This is a genomic window from Microbacterium sp. NPDC090007 (assembly GCF_044748345.1).
GTDB lineage: Bacteria > Actinomycetota > Actinomycetes > Actinomycetales > Microbacteriaceae > Microbacterium.
Genome location: NZ_JBIVFV010000004.1, coordinates 39981 through 61789, shown reverse-complemented (window position 1 = coordinate 61789; position 21809 = coordinate 39981). Strand labels below are relative to the sequence as shown.

Below are 21809 nucleotides of genomic sequence, written 5' to 3'. Positions count from 1 at the left end.
ATGCCCCGTTCTCGAAAACGTCGGCCCGACTCGGGCCGCGGCGATGACTCCCTCGACCGTCTGATCGCCGGCTGGAAGCGCACCGAGGTCAAGCGCGGGGCCGAGTGGACCGTGCAGCCGCTCGCCGGCTCGCAGGCGTTGAAGGACTACATCTGTCCCGGGTGCGGTCGGACCGTGCCCGCCGGGACCCCGCACCTGGTCGTGTGGCGCGCCGACGGCGTGCTCGGCGACGCCGCCGACCTCGCCGCCCGCCGTCACTGGCACTCGCACTGTTGGAGGATCGCCTGATGGAAATCCGCGGACCCGTCCTTCTGCCCGCGCGGCGAGAAGACGTCGAACTGCGTACGGTCGACGAGCTGACCCTCGTCGGCGAGCTGGCGCTGCCGCTCGAGCGCGAGCCGGTCGCGACCCTGGTGACGCTGCATCCGCTGCCGACGGCGGGTGGGTTCATGGACTCGCACATCCTGCGCAAAGCCGCCGGGCGCCTGCCGGCCGTGGCCGATCTGGCGGTGCTGCGTTTCAACACGCGCGGCACGACCTCGCCGCGGGGAACGAGCGAGGGCACCTTCGACGGTGGGGCGAACGAAGTCTTCGACGTCGCCGCGGCGGTCGACTTCGTCCACGAGCGCGGACTTCCCCGGCCGTGGCTGGTGGGGTGGTCGTTCGGCACCGAGCTCGCCCTGAAGTACGGGCGCGACCATGACATCGAGGGCGTCATCCTGCTCTCGCCCCCGCTGCACCGCGCCACGGACGACGAGGTCGCTGCGTGGGCGGGTGAGCGTCGTCGGATGATCGTGCTCGTGCCCGAGTTCGACGACTACCTGCGCCCCGACGAGGCACGGGAACGGTTCGCGTCGGTGCCCGAGGCCACGCTCATCCCCGTCGACGGAGCGAAGCACCTGTGGGTCGGCGAGACGCAGACCCGACGCGTGCTCACCGAGATCGTCGCGGCGGTCAACCCCGACGCCCTGCCCCTGCCCACCGAGTGGGACGACGCCTGAGACGGGTCAGCGCTCGTTCTGCCGCGGAATGACGACCTCGCGGTAGATGATGAGGATGCTGGCCGCCACCGGGATGGCGATGAGCGCGCCGAGCAGGTTGAGCAGCGCCCCGCCCGCCAGCGCCGAGATGACCACCACCGAACCCGGCACGGACACCGCGCGGCTCATGATGCGCGGCGAGATGACGTACGCCTCGATCTGCATGTAGACGAGGTAGTAGACCAGTGCGATCAGGGCGGTGGTCGGCGAGCCGAGCCCCGGGAGCAGGCAGGTCAGCACGATGATCGTCGACCCGGTCAGTGTCCCCACCAGCGGGATCAGCGAGAAGAAGAACGCCACCACGGCCAGCACGGCCGGGAACGGCGCGTTGATGATCGACAGGAAGATCGCGCTGAGCACGCCGTTGATCACACCCAGGCTCACCTGGCCCATGACGTAGTAGCCGACGGAATCGGTGATCTTCTCGGCCAGCTCGATGAAGCGCGCCCGCTTCGACGCCGGCACCAGCTGATACACGGCCGACTTCAGCGACGGGGTGGATGCCGTGAAGTAGATCGTCAGGATGAGCACGATGAACGCGCCGCCCAGCCCGGCGGCGATCGCGCCGGCACCGGTGAGCAGGCTGTTGCCGATCATGGTCGAGATCGATCCGACGTCGAGCGTGGTGAACCACCTCTGGATGCTCGCCCACACGTCGTCGATCTTGAGCCACGGCAACGTGTCGGAAGCCCACGTCTGCACCTGCGCCACGACCTCGTTCCACCGGCCCGGGCGGAAGAGCTGTTCGATCTGCGAGACCAGTTGGGCGATCTGGCTGACGATGACCGGGACGACCATGAAGATGATCCCGGCGAAGACGCCGAGAACCGCCAGGATCGTCAGCAGCACCGCGGCCCAGCGGGGCAGGCCCCGCCGTTCGAGGAAGGACACGACCGGGTCCAGGCCCAGCGAGAGGAAGAGGGCGGTGCCGACGTACAGCAGGATCGTCGACAGGTTCTGGACGCTGCCGATGATGAGCAGGCCGACGCCCACGCCGAGGGTCGCCAACAGCGCCACCCGGAAGGGATTGTGGATCTTCATGCCGAACGACTCCCACCTCAGCCGGGCGGTCGTGCCCGTGTGGTCAGGATACTGACGGGCGCAGCGTCGCCGTGCACGGCGCACGGGTCCGACCATGCCGAGAACTTTCAGGCGCCCTCGGATAGTCTGAAACGTCGATTCTTCGGTGGCACCCGAGCCGCCGGTGGGGATGGTGTGAAGCGTGAGATTCGTCTGGGCCGTGGTGGCGTTCGTCATCGCCGCCGCCATGATCGGTGCCGGGATCGCCCAGCGGACCGTGTTCCAGGGGCCGGCCGAAACCTCGGCGACGGTGCAGACCGACGGGACGACCGCGTTCACCCTCATCGACGGCGCCGTGCTGACGAGCGTCCCGGGAGCGCAGACGCTGCGCGTCGAGGGCGACGGGACGGTCTTCGCCTCGTACGGGCGGACCGCCGACGTCACGGCCTGGCTGGCCGACGTGCCCTACACGGCCGTGACGGTGGACGGTGAGGGCATCGTGCAGACCTCGACGGTCGAGCCGAGCGTCAGCCCGGCCTCGACGGGCCGCTCGCCGGTGGATTCCGATCTGTGGCTCGACGAGTACGAGCAGACCGGGACCCTGTCCACCACTCTGCAGCTGCCGAGCGACATGAGCGTGCTCATCGCCTCCGACGGCACCGCTCCCGCTCCCGCCAATGTGAGCGTCACCTGGCCGATCGACAACTCCACCCCGCTGTCGGGGCCGCTGATCGTGGGCGGCGGTATCGTGCTGCTGATCGGGTTGGTGCTGTACGTGCTCGGCATCCGGCACGTGCGTCGTCAGCGCCGACCGCGCCGCAAGGGTCTGCCCCTGCCGGTGACCGAGCCCATCTCGACGGTCGACATGGATGCCGAGTCCAAGGGTGTCATCAGCGCGACCCCCGGGCGCCGCGGACGCGGATCGGCGGGCACGCGACGCGCACTCGTCGCCGTTCCCGCGCTGGGGCTGTCCATGGCCCTTCTCGCGGGCTGCTCCGCCGACGCCTGGCCGCAGTTCGCGGTATCCGAGTCGCCCAGTCCCACGCCCACCGTCATCGTGCCCGAGGGGCAGTTCCCGCCCGCCGTCACCGAGGCGCAGGCGCAGCGCATCGTCTCGCGCGTTTCGCAGACGGTCGCCCAGGCCGACGCCGCCCTCGACCAGGACGCGGCGGCTCAGCGCCTGTCGGGTCCCGCCCTCGCCGAACGTCAGACCAACTACACGCTGCGCGCCGCCATCCCCGACCGCCCGGCGCTGCCCGCGATCCCGTCCGAGCCGGTGCAGATCGTCCTGCCGCAGACCACCGGCACGTGGCCGCGCACCCTGATGACGGTGGTCGAGTCGACGGATGCCGCGACCCCGACCACGACGATCATGATGATGACGCAGCAGACGCCGTGGGAGGAGTACAAGGCGTCCTACGTCGGCAACCTCGAGGCCTCGACGAACCTGCCCGAACTCGCCGCGGCCTACGTCGGAGCCACGCAGGTTCCGCCGGACTCGTCGTTCCTGGTCATGGCGCCCGAGGACGTGGCCGCCGCCTACGCCGACATCATCAACAACGGCGAGAACAGCGCCTCGTACGCGCTGTTCGACACGGCGAACGACCTGCTGCTGGCCGCCATCCAGGACAACAAGACCAAGCGCACCGACGAGCTCAACCAGACCGGTGCCGGAACGGCGCAGATCAGCTTCGAGGCGTCGGCCGGGCCCGCCTCGCCCATCGCCCTGGCGACGCTCGACACCGGCGCGATCGTGGCGGTCAACGTCTACGAGAGCGACACGGCCAAGCCCACGAACGCCGACGCGGTGATCAAGCTCGACAACAACCCCGCCGTCAAGGCGCTCACGGGCGTCGACCAATCGGCGACGGGGTTCACCACCACCTATTCCGACCAGGTGTTCTTCTACGTGCCCAGCCAGGGCTCCGATGACCAGATCCGCCTGCTCGGCTACCGATCCAGCCTCCTCGAAGCGAAGGTGTCCCCGTGAGCATTCCCGCCGCACCCGGTTCCGTCATGCGCGGCGCCGTCGACCTGTCGTCGCTGCGTCATCGACCCGCCGCCCCGGCGTCGCCGCCGCCCACGGGAGCCCCGACGTCGGACGCGCCCGCGGGCGCCCTTCCCCTCGTCTTCGACGTCACCGACGCGACGTTCGGCGAGGTGTTGGAGCTGTCGCGCACGGTCCCCGTCGTGATCGACCTGTGGGCCGAGTGGTGCGGGCCGTGCAAGCAGCTCAGCCCCGTCCTCGAGAAGGTCGTGACCGAGCTGGCCGGTCGGTTGGTGCTGGCCAAGGTCGACGTCGACGCGAACCCCCAGCTCGCGCAGGGCTTCCGCGCGCAGTCGATCCCGATGGTGCTCGCGCTCGTCGCGGGTCAGCCCGTCCCGCTGTTCACCGGCGCGGTGCCCGAGCAGCAGGTGCGCGATGTCTTCGCGCAACTGCTGCAGCTGGCCGCCCAGCACGGTGTGACCGGAACGGTCCCCGTCGCCGGTGGCGACGCCGCGGCCGCTCCCGAGGAGCCGCCGCTGCCGCCGCTGCACGCCGAGGCGTTCGCCGCGATCGAAGAGGGTGACTACGCCCGGGCGATCTCGGCCTACGAGCAGGCTCTCGTCGAGAATCCCCGCGACGTCGAGGCCCGCGCCGGTCTCGGCCAGGTGCGGCTGCTCGCTCGCGTGCAGGGCGCCGACCTGCAGGCGGCGCGCGCGGCCGCCGCGGCCGAGCCGACGGGGATCGCCGCCCAGTTCGTCGTCGCCGATCTCGACGTGGTCGGTGGTCACGTCGATGACGCCTTCGGTCGGCTGCTCGACCTCTTCGCGGCGCTCCCCGGCGAGGAGCGTGCGCCGGTGCGCGAGCGCCTGCTCGGGCTGTTCGGCATCGTCGGCGACGATGACGCCCGCGTCATCCGCGCCCGCGCGCGGTTGGCGTCCCTGCTGTTCTGAGTGGCCCGCGCACTCCGCCCCGTGAGGGGACCGTGCGCCATCCACAGGACAACGCCCCGCCCCGTCGAACGGGGCGGGGCGTTGTCTCTTTCCTGTGTCAGACGCCGGCGCGGTGGTGCAACCACAGCACGCCCAGGGGCGGGAGGGTCAGCGTGGCACAGCCGCGGCCGTCCGTCGTGACGGTGCCGAGGTTGCCCTGACCGGAGCCGCCGAACGCCTCGGCGTCGCTGTTGAGCACCTCGGTCCACTCGCCCGACTCGGGGAGGTCGAGGGGGAACGCCGTCAGGGGCACGCCCGAGAAGTTGCAGACGACGGCGATGGTGTTGCCGTGATGGTCGCGCCGCGCGAACGCGAGCACGTTGGGGTTCCACGCCGGGGCGCCCAACCGCGAGAACGCTGCTCCGTCGTGGTCGCGCGACCACAGTGCCGCCTGGTCCTTGTAGACCCGGTTGAGCTCGGCGACGAAGGACTGCAGCTGCGCGTGCGAGGGCTGGTCGAGCATCCACCAGTCCAGGCCGCGCGATTCGGACCACTCGGACATCTGGCCGAACTCCTGGCCCATGAACAGCAGCTGCTTTCCCGGGTGGCCCCACATGTACGCCAGGAACGCGCGCATGTTCGCCAGCTTCTGCCAGTGGTCTCCCGGCATCCGCCCGAAGAGGCTGCCCTTGCCGTGAACGACCTCGTCGTGGCTGATGGGGAGGACGAAGTTCTCGCTGAACGAGTACACGAACGAGAACGACAGCTCGCCCTCGTGGTGCGAGCGGTACATCGGATCGCGCCCGATGTACTGCAGCGAGTCGTTCATCCAGCCCATGTTCCACTTGAAGCCGAAGCCGAGCCCCGCGTGCGAGGTGGGCGCGGTCACACCGGGGAAGCTCGTGGACTCCTCGGCGATGAGCGCGATGCCCGGGTACCGCTTGTAGGAGGTCGCGTTGACCTCCTGGAGGAAGCGGATCGCTTCGAGGTTCTCGCGGCCGCCGAACTGATTGGGGGCCCACTCGCCGTCGTTGCGCGAGTAGTCCAGGTACAGCATCGAGGCCACGGCATCCACCCGCAGGCCGTCGACGTGGAACTCCTCGAACCAGTACAGCGCGTTCGCGACGAGGAAGTTGCGCACCTCGTTGCGTCCGTAGTCGAAGATGAGCGTGCCCCAGTCCTTGTGCTCCCCGCGACGCGGATCCGGGTGCTCGTAGAGGGGCTCGCCGTCGAAGCGGGCGAGGGCGAACTCGTCCTTGGGGAAGTGCCCGGGGACCCAGTCCATGATGACGCCGATGCCCGCCTGGTGCAGACGGTCGATCAGGTAGCGCAGGTCGTCGGGGGAGCCGAACCGGCTGGTGGGGGCGTAATAGCCCGACACCTGGTAACCCCACGACCCACCGAACGGGTGCTCGGCGAGGGGCAGGAATTCCACGTGCGTGAAGCCCTGGGCGCCGACGTAGGAGATGATCTCGTCCGCGGCGTCGCGGTACGACAACCCGGGCTTCCACGACGCGAGGTGCAGCTCGTAGATCGACATCGGACGATCGATCGGCGCGGTGCGCGCGCGCTCGTCGATCCATGCCGCATCGGCCCACTCGTAGGTCGACTCGGTGACGACGGATGCCGTGGCCGGCGGCGTCTCGGCGAGGCGGGCCATGGGGTCGGCCTTCTCGATCCATTGCCCCCCGCGCGTGAGGATCTCGAACTTGTAGCGCGTGCCGACGCCGATGCCGGGGACGAACAGCTCCCACACGCCGCTCCCGCCCATGGAGCGCATCGCGCTGCCGGTGCCGTCCCAGCCGTTGAAGTCGCCGATGACGCGCAGCGCGCGGGCGTCGGGGGCCCACACGGTGAACGCGGTACCCGAGGAACCGTCGAGTTCGCGCACGTGCGCACCCAGGATGCGCCAGAGCTCCTCGTGACGTCCTTCGGAGATGAGGTGGAGATCGAGCTCGCCCACCGACGGAGCGTGGCGGTACCCGTCGTCGGCGACGTGCTCGGCGTCGTCGTAGCGCGCGCGGACCGCGTACGCACCGGGATAGGCGTCGACCGGGGCCTCCCAGATGCCGCCGTGGACGTGCGACAGCGGGACGCGGGTCCCGTCCGCCAGGTCGGCCGTGACCTCGCGCGCCAGGGGCCGGCGGGACCGGATCACCCAGCCCTCGCCGGTCTGGTGCACGCCCAGCACGCTGTGCGGGTCGTGGTGCGAGCCGTGGGCGACGGCATCCAGGATCTCGGGGGGAAGGGTGCTCATCGGTTCTCCTTGACGTGCAGGATGTGCACGGGCTCGACGAAGGCGTCGAGGCGCACGAAGTTGTGGTCGGCCCACGTGAACACCTGGCCGGTCACCAGGTCTTCGACGTCGTAGGACGCACCCGGCTCGATGCCGAACACGGTGGTGTCGAGGTGGACGGTGGTCTCGCGGGCCGAGTGCGGATCGACGTTGACGACGACGATCAGGGTGTCGGACGCACCGGTCGGCGAGAGCTCGGCCGTCAGGTGCTTGGAGTAGACGAGGATCGCGTCGTCATCGCTCCAGTGCACCGACAGGTTGCGCAGCTGGCGCAGCGCCGGGTGGGCGCGGCGTGCGGCGTTGAGCATGCGCAGGTACGGCGCGAGGGAATCACCGGACGCCTCCGCGGCCTCCCAGTCGCGGAACTTGTACTCGTACTTCTCGTTGTCGATGTTCTCTTCGGAACCGGGACGCGCGACGTTCTCGTACAGCTCGTAGCCCGCGTAGACGCCGTAGGTGGGCGCCGCGGTGGCGGCGAGGGCGGCCCGGACCTTGTACGCCGGCCGACCGCCGAACTGCAGGTACTCGGTGAGGATGTCGGGGGTGTTCACGAACAGATTGGGGCGCAGGAAGTCGTCGGTGTCATGCGCGAGCCCGCCGAGGAACTCCTCCAGCTCTTCCTTCGTGTTGCGCCAGGTGAAGTAGGTGTAGCTCTGCTGGAACCCGGCCATCGCCAGTCCCTGCAGCGGGGCCGGGCGCGTGAACGCCTCGGCCAGGAAGACGGCGTCGGGCTCTTCGGCGCTGACCGTCGCGATCAGCCATTCCCAGAACTGCAGCGGCTTGGTGTGGGGGTTGTCGACCCGGAAGATCGTGACCCCCTGCGCGATCCAGTGACGGACGATGCGCAGCACCTCGGCACGGATGCCGTCGGGGTCGTTGTCGAAGTTGACCGGATAGATGTCCTGGTACTTCTTGGGCGGGTTCTCGGCGAACGCGATCGAGCCGTCGGGCAGCGTGGTGAACCACTCGGGGTGCTCGGCCACCCAGGGGTGGTCGGGGGAGGCCTGGAGGGCCAGATCGAGCGCGACCTCCATGCCGTTGTCGCGCGCCGCGGCGACGAAGGCGCGGAAGTCGTCGAGCGTCCCGAGGTCGGGGTGGACCGTGTCGTGCCCACCCGCTGCCGCACCGATCGCCCACGGCGAGCCGGGGTCGCCGGGCTGCGTCACCAGGGTGTTGTTGGGGCCCTTGCGATTGGTCACGCCGATGGGGTGGATGGGCGGCAGGTAGAGCACGTCGAAACCCATGCCGGCGACGCCGGGGAGTCGATCGATCGCGGTGCGGAAGGTCCCGCTGACGACGCTGCCGTCCTCGGCGCGCGTGGCGCCTTCGGAGCGGGGGAAGAACTCGTACCAGGCGCCGACTCCCGCGCGCTCGCGCTCGACCAGCAGCTCGGAGTCCCTGCCGACCGAGACGAGCCCCATCATCGGCCGGGCCGCGAAAAGGGCCGCGATCGCGGGATCGCGCACGATCTGAAGGGCGACGTCGTCGTGCACGTCGGGGTCGCGCAGCGTCCGCGCAGCGTCGTACAGGGCATCCTTGTCGGTGCCGGGACGCTTCTTCTCGCCCCGGGCGCGGTCGAACAGCTGCGCCCCCATCTCGCGCATGAGGGCCGCGTCGACCCCCGCCGCGATCTTGAGCTCGGCCGCGTGCTCCCAGGTGGCGTAGTCGTCGGCGAACGCCTCGAAGCGGAAGCGCCACACACCCTGCTCGAGCGGAGCCACGAGGGTCGACCAGCGGTCGAAACCGTCGTTGAGAGGGCTCAGCCGGTGCAGCGATTCGTCGCCCGACGGCGAGAAGAGGCGGACGTTCACGCCGATGCGGTCGTGCCCCTCGCGGAAGGCCGTCACGGTGAACGGCACGGCCTCGCCGACGAAGGCCGACGGGCGGAAACGCCCTCCGGGGACACTCGGATGCGGCAGCGCCATGGGGATGCGCGGGGTGACCACGCTGCGCGAGGTGGGCGTCGGTTTGACCGGACGCACCGGGATCGAAGAGGCGCTGCGCCAGGGCAGCTGGGGCGTTTCAGTCGTCGTGGTGGCCACGGTCCGAACCTACCGCGGGCCGACGACGTTGCCCCATCGTTTCGTTCGGCCTTGACAGCGTCAGTCGGTTCCCCGACGGCGATCAGTCGACGCGGAAAAGGCGCATCGACGCTCCCGGGATGGCGACGACATCGCCGGGCGCGAAGCGTCGCTCGACCTCGGACGGGGCCTCGTCGGCGCTCGACCACAGATCCACGAACACGGCGTCCGCGAGCGCGGGTAGAACGATCCGGGTGGGGTCCTCGGTCCCGTGGATGACGACGAGGACGCGGTTGGGCGCCTCTTCTTCGGGGGTCGAGGTCGCCAGGTACTGCAGCGTCCGGTGCGCGGGATCGTTCCACCGGTCGCTCGACATCGTCTCTCCGCGCTCGTCGAACCACTCCATGACCGAGGCCGAGGGGATCCGCTCACCCAGGCGCGCGAAGCGGCGCGGGCGCAGCGCGGGGTTCTCGCGGCGCAGCTGGAGCAGGCGTCGGGTGTGCGCGAACAGGTCGTGCTGCCAGGGGGCGAGCTCCCAGGACAACCACGTCAGGGCGGAGTCGTGGCAGTAGGCGTTGTTGTTGCCGCGCTGGGTGCGTCCCATCTCGTCACCGGCGGTGATCATGGGGACGCCCGCCGAGGTCAACAGCGTTCCCATGAGGTTGCGCATGGCCTTGCGCCTGGTCGCGAGCACGCGCTCGTCGGTGGTCTTGCCCTCGGCGCCGTGGTTGAAGGAGCGGTTGGTGTCGGCGCCGTCGCGGTTCTGCTCACCGTTGCCGAGGTTGTGCTTGACGTCGTACGAGACCAGGTCCCGCAGCGTGAAGCCGTCGTGCGCGGTGACGAAATTGACGCTCGCGAGCGGACCGCGCTCCTCGCTGAAGGTGTTCGAGGATCCGGCCAGGCGGGTGGCGAAACCGCCGATGCCCACGGGGGCGGTACTGGCCCGCCGGGCGTAGTCGATGTCGCTCAGCCAGAAGTTGCGCACGCGATCGCGGTAGCGGTCGTTCCACTCGAGCCAGCCGTCGCCGAAGTTGCCGGTCTGCCAGCCGCCCATGCCGACGTCCCAGGGCTCGGCGATGAGCTTGGCGCCCGCGAGCGCCTCGTCGGCGCGGATCGCTGAGAGCAGCGGGTGGTCGGGCGTGAAGGAGTGGTTCTCGTCGCGACCGAGGGTCACGGCCAGATCGAATCGGAAGCCGTCGATCTGCACCTCGTCGGACCAGTACCGCAGCGAGTCCAGCACGAGGCGGGCCGCGGCATCCGTCGAGGTGTTCACGGCGTTGCCGCACCCGGTCTCGTCGATGTACGCGCCCTCGGCACTCTGGCGGTAGTAGGCGCGGTTGTCGATGCCGCGCAGGCTCGTGCGCGGACCGCCGATGCCCTCTTCGGCGGTGTGGTTGTAGACGACGTCGAGGATCACCTCGAGCCCCGCTTCGTGCAGCAGTTTGACCATGCCCTTGAACTCGCGCAGCACGGCCTCGGGTCCCTCGGCGCGACTGGCGGCGGTGGCGTAGGGGGCGTGCGGGGTGAAGAAGTTCAGGGAGTTGTAGCCCCAGTAGTTCGTCAGTCCGAGCTGCAGCAGGCGGGGTTCGGTGGCGAAGGCGTGCACCGGCAGCAGTTCGACGCTGGTGATGCCCAGGCCGAGCAGATGGTCGATCATCGCCGGGTGGGCCAGTCCCGCATAGGTGCCGTGCAGGGCGGGAGGGATGAACGGATGCCGTTTGGTCAGCCCCTTCACGTGGCCCTCGTACACGACCGTGCGGTCCAACGGCACGCGCGGCTTGACCGAGGAGCCCCAGTCGAACGTGCCGTCGACGACGACCGAGCGCCAGTCGCCGAAGCTGCCCGAGACCAGTCCCCGCGAGTAGGGCTCGATGAGCAGCGACTGCGGGTTGAAGGTGTGCCCGGGTCCGTGGGGACCGCCGACGCGGACGGCGTAGCGGGCGCCGGGGCGCAGCAGGGGCGACGAGGCCTCGAACACTCCGTCGCCGATGGGGGTCATCGTGACGGTCTCGGTGGCCCAGTCGAGGTCGACGTCGTCGAAGATGAGCAGCTGCATCGCGTCGGCCGACCCCGACCACACGCGCAGCGTGCCGCCGTCCGGGCCCGGACGCACCCCCAGATCGTCCAGGGCGGGGCTGAGCAGGCCGGGACGGGTGGGCGGGACGGGCGCGGGGCGGACCATGCGTCCTAGGCTAGTGACAGCGGCCGTCGACGTCGGGAGGACCAGGTGCGGGTGTACCTCGATCACGCGGCGACCACGCCGCTGCGTCCCGAGGCGCGCGACGCATGGCTGGCCGCGCACGAGGTGCTGGGCAATCCCTCGTCCATCCACGGGGCGGGTCAGGACGCCCGTCGCCTGCTCGAGGACGCACGCGAGCAGGTCGCCGTGGTCCTGGGATGTCAGCCCATCGAGGTCGTGTTCACTTCGGGCGGTACCGAGGCCGCCAATCTCGCACTCAAGGGTCTGTGGTGGTCGCGTTCCGCGGGGACCCACGCGGTCGTGCTCCCCGACGGCGAGCACCACGCGACCCTCGACGTGGTGGAGTGGCTCGCCGCGGCCGAGGGCGCACGGGTGCGGCCGGTGCCGCTCGATCCGCTCGGGCGCATCGTGCCCGAGGTCTTCGCCGCGGCGCTGCCGGGCGCCGCCGCGGCGACCGCGCTCGTCGCCAACAACGAGGTCGGAACGCTGCAGGATGCCGCAGCGCTCGCGTCCGCGGCATCCGAGGCCGGTGTCCCCCTGCACCTGGATGCGGTGTCGGCCCTGGGGCAGGTGCCCGTGGACTTCGCCGGGTGGCGCGGGGCGGGCTCGAGCGGTGACGGTCTGGTCGCGCTGTCGGTGTCGGCGCACAAGGTCGGCGGTCCCGTCGGGGTGGGTGCCGCGGTCGTGTCCCGCCATGCCCGGGTGACCCCGCTCGTGCACGGCGGGGGACAGCAGCGGGGGCTCCGCGCCGGGACGCAGGACGTCGCCGGAGCGGCGGCGTTCGCCGCGGCCGTCCGTGCCGCCGAGGCGCAGCGCGAGGCCGAGACCGCGCGAGTCGCGGGTCTGCGCGATCGGCTGGTGGCCGGCATCCGTTCCGCGATCCCCGAAGCGGAGCTGCTCGGCGATCCGAGAGAGCGCCTGCCCGGCAATGCCCACATGCTGTTCCCGGATGCCGCGGGCGAGACGCTGCTGTTCCTGCTCGACATGGACGGCATCGCCGTGTCGACCGGGTCGGCGTGTCAGGCGGGCGTCGCCGAGCCGTCGCACGTCGTACGCGCCCTCGGGCGGGACGACCGGGCCGCTCGGTCGGTGCTGCGATTCACCCTCGGACACACCTCGACCGCAGAGGACGTCGACGCCGTGCTCACCCGCGTGGCGCCCGCGTACGCGCGGGCCGTGGCATCCGGCGCCCGTTCAGCGGGCCCTTCGTAGACTGGGATCATGCGAGTTCTGGCGGCGATGAGCGGTGGCGTCGATTCCGCGGTGGCCGCGGCGCGGGCTGTCGACGCCGGCCACGACGTGGTCGGCGTGCACCTGGCGCTGTCGCGCGCGGGCGGGACGCTGCGCGCGGGCAGTCGCGGATGCTGCACGATCGAGGATGCGATGGACGCCCGTCGCGCGGCCGATCGGCTGGGCATCCCCTTCTACGTCTGGGACTTCTCGGAGCGGTTCCGCGATGACGTGATCGACGACTTCGTCGCCGAGTACCGGGCGGGGCGCACGCCCAACCCCTGCATGCGGTGCAACGAGAAGATCAAGTTCGCGGCCCTGCTCGAGCGGGCGCTCGAGCTCGGCTTCGACGCGGTGTGCACGGGCCACTACGCCACCCTCGTCGACACGCCCGACGGGCGCGAACTGCACCGCGCGTCCGACAACGCCAAGGACCAGTCCTACGTGCTCGGGGTGCTGACGACCGAGCAGCTCGCCCACACCTACTTCCCGCTCGGCTCGACCCCCTCCAAGGCGCTCGTGCGCGCCGAGGCCGAGGAGCGCGGGCTGACCGTGGCGCAGAAGCCCGACAGCCACGACATCTGCTTCATCCCCGACGGCGACACCCGCGGCTGGCTCGCCGACAAGGTGGGCGCGGAGCGCGGCGAAATCCTCGACCGCACCGGCGCGGTCGTCGGCACGCACGAGGGTGCCCACGCCTTCACCGTCGGCCAGCGACGCGGACTGCAGCTGGGCGTGCCCGCCGCGGACGGCAAGCCGCGGTTCGTGCTGGCGGTGCGCCCGGTCGACAACACGGTGGTCGTCGGCCCGAAAGAGGCCCTGGCCTGCGCCGAGATCGCGGGGGAGCGCTTCACCTGGGCCGGCCGCGCGCCCCGCGCGGACCGCTTCGCCTGTCACGCGCAGATCCGTGCGCATGCCGAGCCCGTGCCCGCGGTGGCCGAGCTGGCCGACGGCGTGCTCACCGTCCGGCCCGAGACGCCGTTCGACGGCGTCGCCCCCGGGCAGACCGCGGTGCTCTACGACGGCACCCGCGTCCTGGGACAGTTCACCATCGACCGCACGGTGTCGGCGGTGCCCGTCGAGGCCTGACCTCCGCGCGGCGACGTCGCGCGGTCGATCGCAAGGCCCGTGAACGATGTCGGAGCCCCTGCCTAAGCTGGGGGAGTGACCGAGCTCGACCAGCTTCCCGACCTGTCCCTCGACCAGGCCCGCACCGAAGCGGCCGGTCTCACGCAGCGCATCATCGACGCACGCGAGGCGTACTACGGGCGCGATGCGGAGCTCGTCGACGACGCCACCTACGACGGGTGGATGCAGCGGCTCGAGGCCATCGAGCGCCTTCATCCCGAGCTCCAGGGGCAGGACAGCCCGACGCTGTCGGTGGGCGCGGCCGAGGTGACCGATCTCGCCACGATCGAGCACGCCGAGCGCATGCTGAGCCTGGACAACGTCTTCTCTCCCGATGAACTGCGCGACTGGGCCGTCAAGACCGAGGCCTCGGCCGGGCGCACGGTGCGCTGGCTCAGCGAGCTCAAGATCGACGGACTGGCCATCAGCCTCCGGTACGAGAACGGCGTGCTGACGTCGGCGGCCACCCGCGGAGACGGACGGGTCGGCGAGATCGTCACCGACAATGCGCTGCGCGTCGCCGGCGTGCCCCGCGAGCTGGCGGGCAGCGGTCACCCGGCGCTGGTCGAGGTGCGGGGCGAGGTCTTCATCCCGGTGGCCGCCTTCGAAGACCTCAACCGTCTGCAGGGCGAACTGCGCGAGCGCGCAGTCGCCGAGGCGCGAGAGCGCGCGTCTTCTCGCCGCGGTGGGCGCTCCTTCGACCTCGACAAGGCCGAGCAGGCGGCGTCGCGCCGGTTCCCGGCTTTCGCCAACCCCCGCAACGCCGCGAGCGGCGGGCTCCGCCAGCAGATCGACAAGAAGAGCGGACTCGAACGCGAGGCGGGACTGGCCCGCATCGACTCCCTCGCGCTGTACGTGCACGGCATCGGCGCCTGGCCCGCCCCCCCGGTCGCGACGCAGAGCGAGATCTACGAGCTCCTCGCCGGGTGGGGGCTGCCGACCTCGCCGTACAGTCGCGTCGAGGCCGGTATCGACGGGGTGCTCTCCTTCGTGGCGCACCACGGCGAGCACCGGCACGACGTCGAGCACGAGATCGACGGGGTCGTGGTCAAGGTCGACGAGCTCGCACTGCACGACGAGCTGGGGGCGACCAGCCGGGCTCCCCGCTGGGCGATCGCGTACAAGTACCCGCCCGAGCAGGTGAACACGAGGCTGATCGACATCGTCGTGTCAGTCGGTCGCACCGGGCGGGCGACCCCGTTCGCCGTGATGGAGCCGGCCAAGGTCGCCGGCAGCGTCGTGCGCCAGGCGACCCTGCACAACCAGGACGTCGTCAAGGTCAAGGGGGTGCTCATCGGCGACACGGTGGTGCTGCGCAAGGCCGGCGACGTCATCCCCGAGGTCCTCGGGCCGGTCGTCGAGTTGCGCGACGGCACCGAGCGCGCGTTCGTCATGCCCGCCGAGTGCCCCGAATGCGGTACGCCGCTGCGACCGGCCAAAGAGGGCGACATCGACCTGCGCTGCCCCAACGCCCGGTCGTGCCCCGCGCAGGTGCGCGGGCGCGTCGAGCACATCGGATCCCGCGGCGCCCTCGACGTCGAGGCCCTCGGCGAGGTCACCGCGGCGGCGCTCACCCAACCCGAGGTGCCCGACCGCCCGCCCCTCGACACCGAGGCGGGTCTGTTCGAGCTGACCGTGGCCGAGCTCGTGCCGATCCAGGTCGTCGTGCGCGACGCCGAGACCGGCGAGCGCAAGGTCGACCCCGACACGGGAGAACTGGTCCGCCGCGCGCCCTTCCAGAAGCTGGGGCCCGCGACCTACCCGCCGGGCAGCGAGGACCTCGACCCGGCGGAGCGGCGGCGCCGCGGCATCCGTAAGGACTATCGCGAGGTACGCCCGTCCGAGCAGGCGACCAAACTCGTCGCCGAGCTCGACAAGGCCAAGACCAAAGACCTGTGGCGACTGCTGGTGTCGCTGAACATCCGGCACGTCGGCCCCGTGGCCGCGCGTGCCCTCGCGCAGTGGTTCGGGTCGCTGGATGCCATCCGCGCCGCCTCGCGCGAAGACCTCGCCGCCGTCGAGGGCGTCGGCGGCATCATCGCGGACGCCGTGATCGACTGGTTCGCCGTCGACTGGCACGTCGAGATCGTCGAGCGCTGGACCGCAGCGGGCGTGCGTTTCGCCATCCCGGGTCACCCCGGACCGGGCGCGGCGGCGGCAGCGGGGGGAGTGCTGGCCGGCCTGACGATCGTGGCGACGGGCTCACTCGAGGGCTACACGCGCGAGGGCGCTCAAGAGGCGATCATCTCCGCCGGGGGAAAGGCGGCATCGAGCGTGTCGAAGAAGACGGACTTCGTCGCGGCGGGGCCGGGAGCGGGCTCGAAGCTTGCCAAGGCGGAAGAGCTGGGGCTGCGTATTCTCGACGCTGCGCAATTCCGGGTGCTGGTGGAGCAGGGCCCTGCGGCCCTTGACGCCGCGGCCGAGGGCGAGCCCGCGCCGTCGGCGTGAGAGGGCGCCCCGGGACCGCTTTCCCGGTCCGGAGGCCAAGGCGCCGACGGTCCGACAGCAGGTCCGGGGCGGGCACGGCGGCGGTCCGCAGACGGACCGGGCGGGCGCACGGCCGACGGCGTCGGTCCGGCACCCCGGCGCCGGTCCGGCACCACGGCGTCGGTCCGGGACCCCGGCGTCGGTCCGGCACCCCGGCGTCGGTCCGGTACCCCGGCGTCGGTCCGGCACCCCGGCACCCGTCAACGGTGCGCGAGCAACCGCTCGCGCACTTGTCGGCGCAGCACCTTGCCGATGAGCGAGCGCGGCAGATCGTCGACGACGACCAGTCGCTTGGGGACCTTGTACGGCGTGAGGATGCCGCGCGCGAAGGCTCGCACGGCCTCGGCGTCGAACTCTTCCGGCGTGGTCGGCACCACGGCGGCCACGACGACCTCTCCGGCGTGCGCGTCGGGCAGCCCCACGACCGCGACGTCCGACACCGAGGGATGCTGACGCAGCACGTTCTCGACCTCGGTCGGGGCGACGTTGAAACCGCCCGTGATGATGAGTTCTTTGATGCGGTCGACGATGCGCACGAAGCCGTCGTCGTCGATCGTGACGATGTCGCCCGTGCGGAACCACCCGTCGACGAACACCGCGTCGGTCTCGTCGGGCTTGCCGTAGTAGCCCGAGAACACCTGCGGACCGCGGACGAGGAGTTCTCCGCGCTCGACATCGGTGCGGGGATCCTCGGGGTCCACGACGCGGCACTCGGTGCCCGGCAGGGGCAGTCCCACCGTCCCCGCCACCCGGTTGTCGGCGACCGGGTTGGCCATCAGGACGGGGGAGCACTCGCTCAGGCCGTAGCCCTCGACGAGATAGCCGCCCGTCGCCTGCTCGAACGGCACCACGAGCTCGTGCGGCAGCGCCATCGCACCCGAGATGGCGATGTCGGTGCCCGCGAGCGACACACCCTTATCGGTCGCGGCCTTCAGCAGCCGGTCGGCGATCGGCGGGACGAGGGGGAGGAACGTCGCGGGGTGCTTCTTGGTGACCGCGAGGACGAGGTCGGGGTCGAACTTGGGGAAGAGCACCAGTCGGGCGCCCATCGACATGGCGAAGGTGAGGCAGAGGGTCAGGCCGTACGCGTGGAACATCGGCAGCACCGCGTAGACGACGCATCCCTCGCCGCGCACGATCTGCGGCGTCCACGCCTGCGCCTGGGCGGCGTTGGCCAGCAGGTTCGCGTGCGTGAGCATCGCGCCCTTCGGGGTGCCGGTGGTGCCGCTGGTGTACTGGATGATCGCGAGGTCGTCGGAAGCCGGCCGCGGATGCGCCTCGGGCAACGGGGCGTGGCGGAGCAGGTCGTCCCACGACACGGCATCCCGGGTCTTGGCGTGCAGCGCCGCACGGGATTCACGGGCCTTGGCGATCGGCAGCCGCAGGGCCAGTCTCGTGGCCCAGGGCATCGCTCGCGTGACGTCGACCGAGACGAGCGTGTCCATGCGCAGGTCGGCCGGGAACTCCTGCACCGTGGCCACCACCTTGCTCCACACGATGGCGTGCGTGGCCCCGTGGTCCTCGAACTGCTTGCGCAGTTCGCGCGGCGTGTAGAGCGGGTTGTGCTCGACCACGACCGCCCCCAGACGCAGCACGGCGTAGAAGGCCACGATGTGCTGCGGGCAGTTGGGCAGAACGAGCGCCACCGGATCCCCCGCCCGCACACCGTGCGCGGCGAGCGCGCCGGCCACGCGGGCGATGTCGGCCGACAGCTCGGCGTAGGTGGTCTCGCGCCCGAAGAACTGCAACGCGGGGGCGTCGGGATAGTCGCGGGTGGAGGCGTCGACGATGTCGACGAGGGAGCCGGTCACGGGGGCCAGGTCGTGCGGCACCCCGGGGGCGTAACTCGAGGTCCAGGGGCGCGGCGGTTCGAAGCTCGTCACCCCGTCAGCCTAGGCCGAGCGGAGTGCGGCCCGCAGATCCCTCCACAGGCGGCGACGGCGCCGATGACGGGTGAGGGGACGGTCGCGAGGGGCGCAGCGAACTAGGATTGGCGGGTGTCTGAAATCACTCCCGATCTCGTGCGCCATCTCGGTGTGCTCGCCCGGATCCAGCTGAGCGACGAGGAGGTCCAGAGCCTCACCGGCCAGCTGGACGCCATCGTCGACAACATCGCGAAGGTCTCCGAGGTGGCCACGCCCGACGTCGTCGCCACGAGCCACCCCATCCCGCTGCAGAACGTCTTCCGCCCCGACGTCGTCGGCCCCACTCTGACGCGCGAGCAGGCGTTGTCCAATGCGCCCGACCAGGCCGACGGACGCTTCCGCGTCACCGCGATCCTCGGAGAAGAGCAGTGAGCCGCATGAGCCGCCCCACCCCCGCCGCCACCGCGAAGGAGCAGGGACGATGACCGATCTCACCCGCCTCACGGCCGCCGACCTGGCATCCGCTCTCGCGACCGGCGAGGTGTCGAGCGTCGAGGCGACGCAGGCGCACCTCGACCGGATCGCCGCCGTCGACGGCGACGTGCACGCGTTCCTGCACGTCAGCGACCACGCGCTCGAGGCCGCGGCCGACATCGACCGCCGCCGCGCCGCGGGCGAGCAGCTGCACGAGCTCGCCGGCGTGCCTCTCGCCGTCAAGGACGTGCTCGTCACCACCGACATGCCGTCGACCAGCGGGTCGAAGATCCTCGAGGGGTACATGTCGCCCTTCGACGCGACGGTCGTCGCGCGCTCGCGCGCCGCGGGCCTCGTGCCGCTGGGCAAGACGAACATGGACGAGTTCGCGATGGGCTCCTCCACCGAGTTCTCGGCCTACGGTCCCACGCGCAACCCGTGGGACCTCGACCGCATCCCCGGCGGATCCGGCGGCGGTTCGGCCGCGGCCGTCGCCGCCTTCGAGGCACCCCTGGCCCTCGGCTCCGACACGGGCGGTTCGATCCGCCAGCCCGCCCACGTCACCGGGACGGTCGGCGTCAAGCCCACGTACGGCGGGGTGAGCCGCTACGGCGCGATCGCCCTGGCATCCAGCCTCGACCAGGTCGGTCCCGTCACCCGCACCGTCCTGGACGCCGGCCTGCTGCACGACGTGATCGGCGGCCACGACGCCAACGACTCGACCTCGCTGTCCGACGCATGGCCCTCGTTCGCCGCCGCCGCCCGCGAGGGTGCGACCGGCGAGGTGCTGAAGGGTCTGAAGGTGGGCGTCATCCGCGAGCTCGACGACCGCGGCTTCCAGAGGGGCGTGTCGGACTCGTTCCGCGCGTCGCTCGTCGCGATGCAGGCGCAGGGTGCCGAGGTCGTCGAGATCAGCGCCCCGCACTTCGAGTACGGCGTCGCCGCGTACTACCTGATCCTGCCCGCCGAGGCCTCGAGCAACCTCGCGAAGTTCGACTCGGTGCGCTTCGGCATGCGCGTGAACCCGCAGGGTGCCGCCACCGTCGAGAACGTCATGGCCGCCACGCGCGACGCGGGCTTCGGGCCCGAGGTCAAGCGCCGCATCATCCTGGGCACCTACGCCCTGTCGGCGGGCTACTACGACGCCTACTACGGCAGCGCGCAGAAGGTGCGCACGCTCATCCAGCAGGACTTCGACGCCGCGTTCGCCCAGGTCGACGTCATCGCGACGCCGTCCGCGCCCACGACGGCGTTCCGCCTCGGCGAGAAGATCGACGATCCGCTGCAGATGTACCTCAACGATGTCACGACGATCCCCGCGAACCTCGCGGGCGTCCCCGGCATCTCGGTGCCGAGCGGTCTCGCCGAAGAGGACGGTCTGCCCGTCGGCATCCAATTCCTCGCCCCCGCCCACGAGGACGCGCGTCTGTATCGCGTCGGCGCGGCCCTCGAAGCGCTCCTCGTGGACCAGTGGGGCGCTCCGCTGCTGGACAAGGCCCCCTCTCTCACGAACGGAGCGTCGCTCTGATGGCGAAAGACGCCCTGATGGACTTCGACGAGGCGCTCGAGATGTTCGAGCCCGTGCTCGGTTTCGAAGTGCACGTCGAACTGAACACCGCGACCAAGATGTTCTCGGCCGCACCCAACCCGGCGAACGAGGCGCACCACGGTGCCGAGCCGAACACGCTCGTCGCGCCCGTCGACATGGGCCTGCCGGGTGCGCTGCCGGTGGTCAACGCCGAGGCGATCCGGTCGTCGATCAGCTTGGGCCTGGCCCTCGGCTGCTCGATCGCCCCGTCGAGCCGGTTCGCACGGAAGAACTACTTCTATCCCGACCTCGGCAAGAACTACCAGATCTCGCAGTACGACGAGCCCATCGCCTTCGAGGGCTCCGTCGAGGTCGAACTCGAGGACGGCACCATCGTCACCGTCCCGATCGAGCGCGCGCACATGGAGGAGGACGCCGGAAAGCTCACCCACATGGGTGGGGCGACCGGTCGTATCCAGGGCGCGGAGTACTCGCTCGTCGACTACAACCGCGCGGGTGTGCCGCTGGTCGAGATCGTGACCAAGCCGATCTTCGGAGCGGAGCACTCCGCCCCCACCCTGGCGAAGGCGTACGTGGCGACCATCCGCGACATCGTCCGGGCCCTCGGCATCTCGGAGGCACGTCTCGAGCGCGGCAACCTGCGCTGCGACGCCAACGTCTCGCTGCGCCCCCGCGGTCAAGAGAAGCTGGGCACCCGCACCGAAACCAAGAACGTGAACTCGATGCGTTCGGTCGAACGCGCGGTGCGCTACGAGATCCAGCGTCAGGCCGCGATCCTCGCCAAGGGCGGGACCATCACGCAAGAGACGCGTCACTGGCACGAGGACACCGGTCGCACCTCTCCCGGTCGTCCCAAGTCGGATGCCGACGACTACCGGTACTTCCCCGAGCCCGACCTGCTGCCGGTCGTGCCCGCGCCGGAGCTGATCGAGCAGCTGCGCGCCGCTCTGCCCGAGCCGCCCGCCGCGCGTCGGCGCCGCCTCAGGGCGGAATGGGGCTTCACCGATCTGGAGTTCCAGGACGTCGCCAACGGCGGGCTGCTCGACGCGGTCGCCGACACGATCGCCGCCGGCGCCGCACCCGCCGCCGCGCGCAAGTGGTGGACGGGCGAGATCACGCGCGTGGCCAACGCGCAGGACCGCGACGCCGCCGACCTCGTCTCGCCCGAGAACGTCGCGGCGCTGCAGAAGCTGGTGGATGCCGGAACCCTCACCGACAAGCTCGCCCGTCAGGTTCTCGAGGGCGTCATCGCCGGCGAGGGATCGCCGCAAGAGGTCGTCGACGCCCGCGGTCTCGCCGTCGTCTCGGACGACGGTGCGCTCATCGCCGCCATCGACGAGGCCCTGGTCGCGCAGCCTGACGTGCTCGCGAAGATCCGCGATGGCAAGGTCCAGGCCGCCGGGGCCGTGATCGGCGCGGTGATGAAGGCGATGAAGGGCCAGGCCGACGCCGCGCGCGTGCGCGAGCTCGTGCTGGAGCGCGCCGCCGCCCTGTAAGACACCGGATGCCGCGGCGCCGGCTCCCTCGCGGGGCCGGGCCGTGGCATCCGTTCCGCTTCCTGCGCGCAGCGGCGTTTCATCCCG

Annotated in this window: 15 protein-coding genes; 10 read left to right on the top strand and 5 right to left on the bottom strand. The window is 71.0% G+C overall.

Annotated features, from left to right (window positions below):
• Positions 1 to 288, top strand: a complete 288-nt coding sequence (locus tag ACIPVB_RS13355; RefSeq protein ID WP_400369526.1) for a hypothetical protein — start codon at positions 1 to 3, stop codon at positions 286 to 288.
• Positions 288 to 1001: an alpha/beta hydrolase gene (locus tag ACIPVB_RS13350; RefSeq protein ID WP_400369525.1), complete on the top strand. Its 714-nt coding sequence runs from the start codon at positions 288 to 290 to the stop codon at positions 999 to 1001. The genes ACIPVB_RS13355 and ACIPVB_RS13350 overlap by 1 nt, the downstream gene beginning before the upstream one ends.
• 6 nt (positions 1002 to 1007) lie before the next feature.
• On the opposite strand, the gene ACIPVB_RS13345 is transcribed toward ACIPVB_RS13350, so the two are convergent.
• Positions 1008 to 2081: an AI-2E family transporter gene (locus ACIPVB_RS13345; RefSeq protein WP_400369863.1), complete on the bottom strand. Its 1074-nt coding sequence runs from the start codon at positions 2079 to 2081 to the stop codon at positions 1008 to 1010.
• A 181-nt stretch (positions 2082 to 2262) separates the two neighbouring features.
• On the opposite strand from ACIPVB_RS13345, the gene ACIPVB_RS13340 reads away from it, so the two are divergent.
• Positions 2263 to 4050, top strand: coding sequence for a glycosyl transferase (locus tag ACIPVB_RS13340; RefSeq protein ID WP_400369524.1), 1788 nt, complete (start codon positions 2263 to 2265; stop codon positions 4048 to 4050).
• Positions 4047 to 4997 carry a tetratricopeptide repeat protein gene (locus ACIPVB_RS13335; protein WP_400369523.1) on the top strand — a complete coding sequence of 317 codons (951 nt, stop codon included), beginning with the start codon at positions 4047 to 4049 and terminating at the stop codon, positions 4995 to 4997. Before ACIPVB_RS13340 ends, ACIPVB_RS13335 begins: the two co-directional genes overlap by 4 nt.
• A 97-nt stretch (positions 4998 to 5094) precedes the next feature.
• Here the strand turns inward: ACIPVB_RS13335 and glgB are convergent, their stop codons facing one another.
• From glgB to glgX, 3 genes are all read right to left on the bottom strand, one after another.
• Entirely contained in the window at positions 5095 to 7233 is a 2139-nt protein-coding gene (gene glgB / locus ACIPVB_RS13330; protein ID WP_400369522.1) for a 1,4-alpha-glucan branching protein GlgB, read from the bottom strand.
• A complete protein-coding gene (locus tag ACIPVB_RS13325) occupies positions 7230 to 9197 on the bottom strand; it encodes a maltotransferase domain-containing protein (RefSeq protein WP_400369861.1) in 1968 nt (655 codons plus the stop codon). The genes glgB and ACIPVB_RS13325 overlap by 4 nt, the downstream gene beginning before the upstream one ends.
• Positions 9198 to 9396: 199 nt before the next feature.
• Positions 9397 to 11475, bottom strand: coding sequence for a glycogen debranching protein GlgX (glgX, locus tag ACIPVB_RS13320; protein WP_400369521.1), 2079 nt, complete (start codon positions 11473 to 11475; stop codon positions 9397 to 9399).
• Between the two features lie 45 nt (positions 11476 to 11520).
• Between glgX and ACIPVB_RS13315 the strand changes: the two genes are divergently transcribed.
• The 3 genes from ACIPVB_RS13315 (at position 11521) to ligA (ending at position 16299) form a co-directional block, all read left to right on the top strand.
• Positions 11521 to 12705, top strand: a complete 1185-nt coding sequence (locus tag ACIPVB_RS13315) for a cysteine desulfurase family protein (protein ID WP_400369520.1) — start codon at positions 11521 to 11523, stop codon at positions 12703 to 12705.
• Positions 12706 to 12714: 9 nt separating this feature from the next.
• Positions 12715 to 13812, top strand: coding sequence for a tRNA 2-thiouridine(34) synthase MnmA (gene mnmA / locus ACIPVB_RS13310; RefSeq protein ID WP_400369519.1), 1098 nt, complete (start codon positions 12715 to 12717; stop codon positions 13810 to 13812).
• 75 nt (positions 13813 to 13887) lie between these two features.
• Positions 13888 to 16299, top strand: coding sequence for an NAD-dependent DNA ligase LigA (ligA, locus tag ACIPVB_RS13305; RefSeq protein ID WP_400369518.1), 2412 nt, complete (start codon positions 13888 to 13890; stop codon positions 16297 to 16299).
• A 239-nt stretch (positions 16300 to 16538) separates the two neighbouring features.
• Here ligA and ACIPVB_RS13300 read toward each other — a convergent pair whose 3' ends face one another.
• The gene (locus ACIPVB_RS13300; RefSeq protein ID WP_400369517.1) at positions 16539 to 18221 is read right to left on the bottom strand and encodes a long-chain-fatty-acid--CoA ligase; all 1683 of its coding nucleotides are present in this window, start codon (positions 18219 to 18221) and stop codon (positions 16539 to 16541) included.
• A 114-nt stretch (positions 18222 to 18335) separates the two neighbouring features.
• Between ACIPVB_RS13300 and gatC the strand changes: the two genes are divergently transcribed.
• Genes gatC through gatB form a run of 3 tightly spaced genes read left to right on the top strand, consistent with a single transcriptional unit; the run spans position 18336 to position 21722 of the window.
• Positions 18336 to 18635 carry an Asp-tRNA(Asn)/Glu-tRNA(Gln) amidotransferase subunit GatC gene (gatC, locus tag ACIPVB_RS13295; RefSeq protein ID WP_400369516.1) on the top strand — a complete coding sequence of 100 codons (300 nt, stop codon included), beginning with the start codon at positions 18336 to 18338 and terminating at the stop codon, positions 18633 to 18635.
• 49 nt (positions 18636 to 18684) lie between these two features.
• The gene (gene gatA, locus ACIPVB_RS13290; protein ID WP_400369515.1) at positions 18685 to 20205 is read left to right on the top strand and encodes an Asp-tRNA(Asn)/Glu-tRNA(Gln) amidotransferase subunit GatA; all 1521 of its coding nucleotides are present in this window, start codon (positions 18685 to 18687) and stop codon (positions 20203 to 20205) included.
• Positions 20205 to 21722: an Asp-tRNA(Asn)/Glu-tRNA(Gln) amidotransferase subunit GatB gene (gene gatB, locus ACIPVB_RS13285; protein ID WP_400369514.1), complete on the top strand. Its 1518-nt coding sequence runs from the start codon at positions 20205 to 20207 to the stop codon at positions 21720 to 21722. Before gatA ends, gatB begins: the two co-directional genes overlap by 1 nt.
• Positions 21723 to 21809 lie beyond the last annotated feature (87 nt).

Excerpts from the sequence above, each read along its gene's own strand:
- glgX (WP_400369521.1), bottom strand. The coding sequence starts at position 11,475 with ATGGTCCGCCCCGCGCCCGTCCCGCCCACCCGTCCCGGCCTGCTCAGC.
- glgB (WP_400369522.1), bottom strand. The coding sequence starts at position 7,233 with ATGAGCACCCTTCCCCCCGAGATCCTGGATGCCGTCGCCCACGGCTCG.
- ACIPVB_RS13345 (WP_400369863.1), bottom strand. The coding sequence starts at position 2,081 with ATGAAGATCCACAATCCCTTCCGGGTGGCGCTGTTGGCGACCCTCGGC.
- ACIPVB_RS13350 (WP_400369525.1), top strand. The coding sequence starts at position 288 with ATGGAAATCCGCGGACCCGTCCTTCTGCCCGCGCGGCGAGAAGACGTC.
- gatA (WP_400369515.1), top strand. The coding sequence starts at position 18,685 with ATGACCGATCTCACCCGCCTCACGGCCGCCGACCTGGCATCCGCTCTC.
- mnmA (WP_400369519.1), top strand. The coding sequence starts at position 12,715 with ATGCGAGTTCTGGCGGCGATGAGCGGTGGCGTCGATTCCGCGGTGGCC.
- ACIPVB_RS13325 (WP_400369861.1), bottom strand. The coding sequence starts at position 9,197 with ATGGCGCTGCCGCATCCGAGTGTCCCCGGAGGGCGTTTCCGCCCGTCG.
- ACIPVB_RS13355 (WP_400369526.1), top strand. The coding sequence starts at position 1 with ATGCCCCGTTCTCGAAAACGTCGGCCCGACTCGGGCCGCGGCGATGAC.
- gatB (WP_400369514.1), top strand. The coding sequence starts at position 20,205 with ATGGCGAAAGACGCCCTGATGGACTTCGACGAGGCGCTCGAGATGTTC.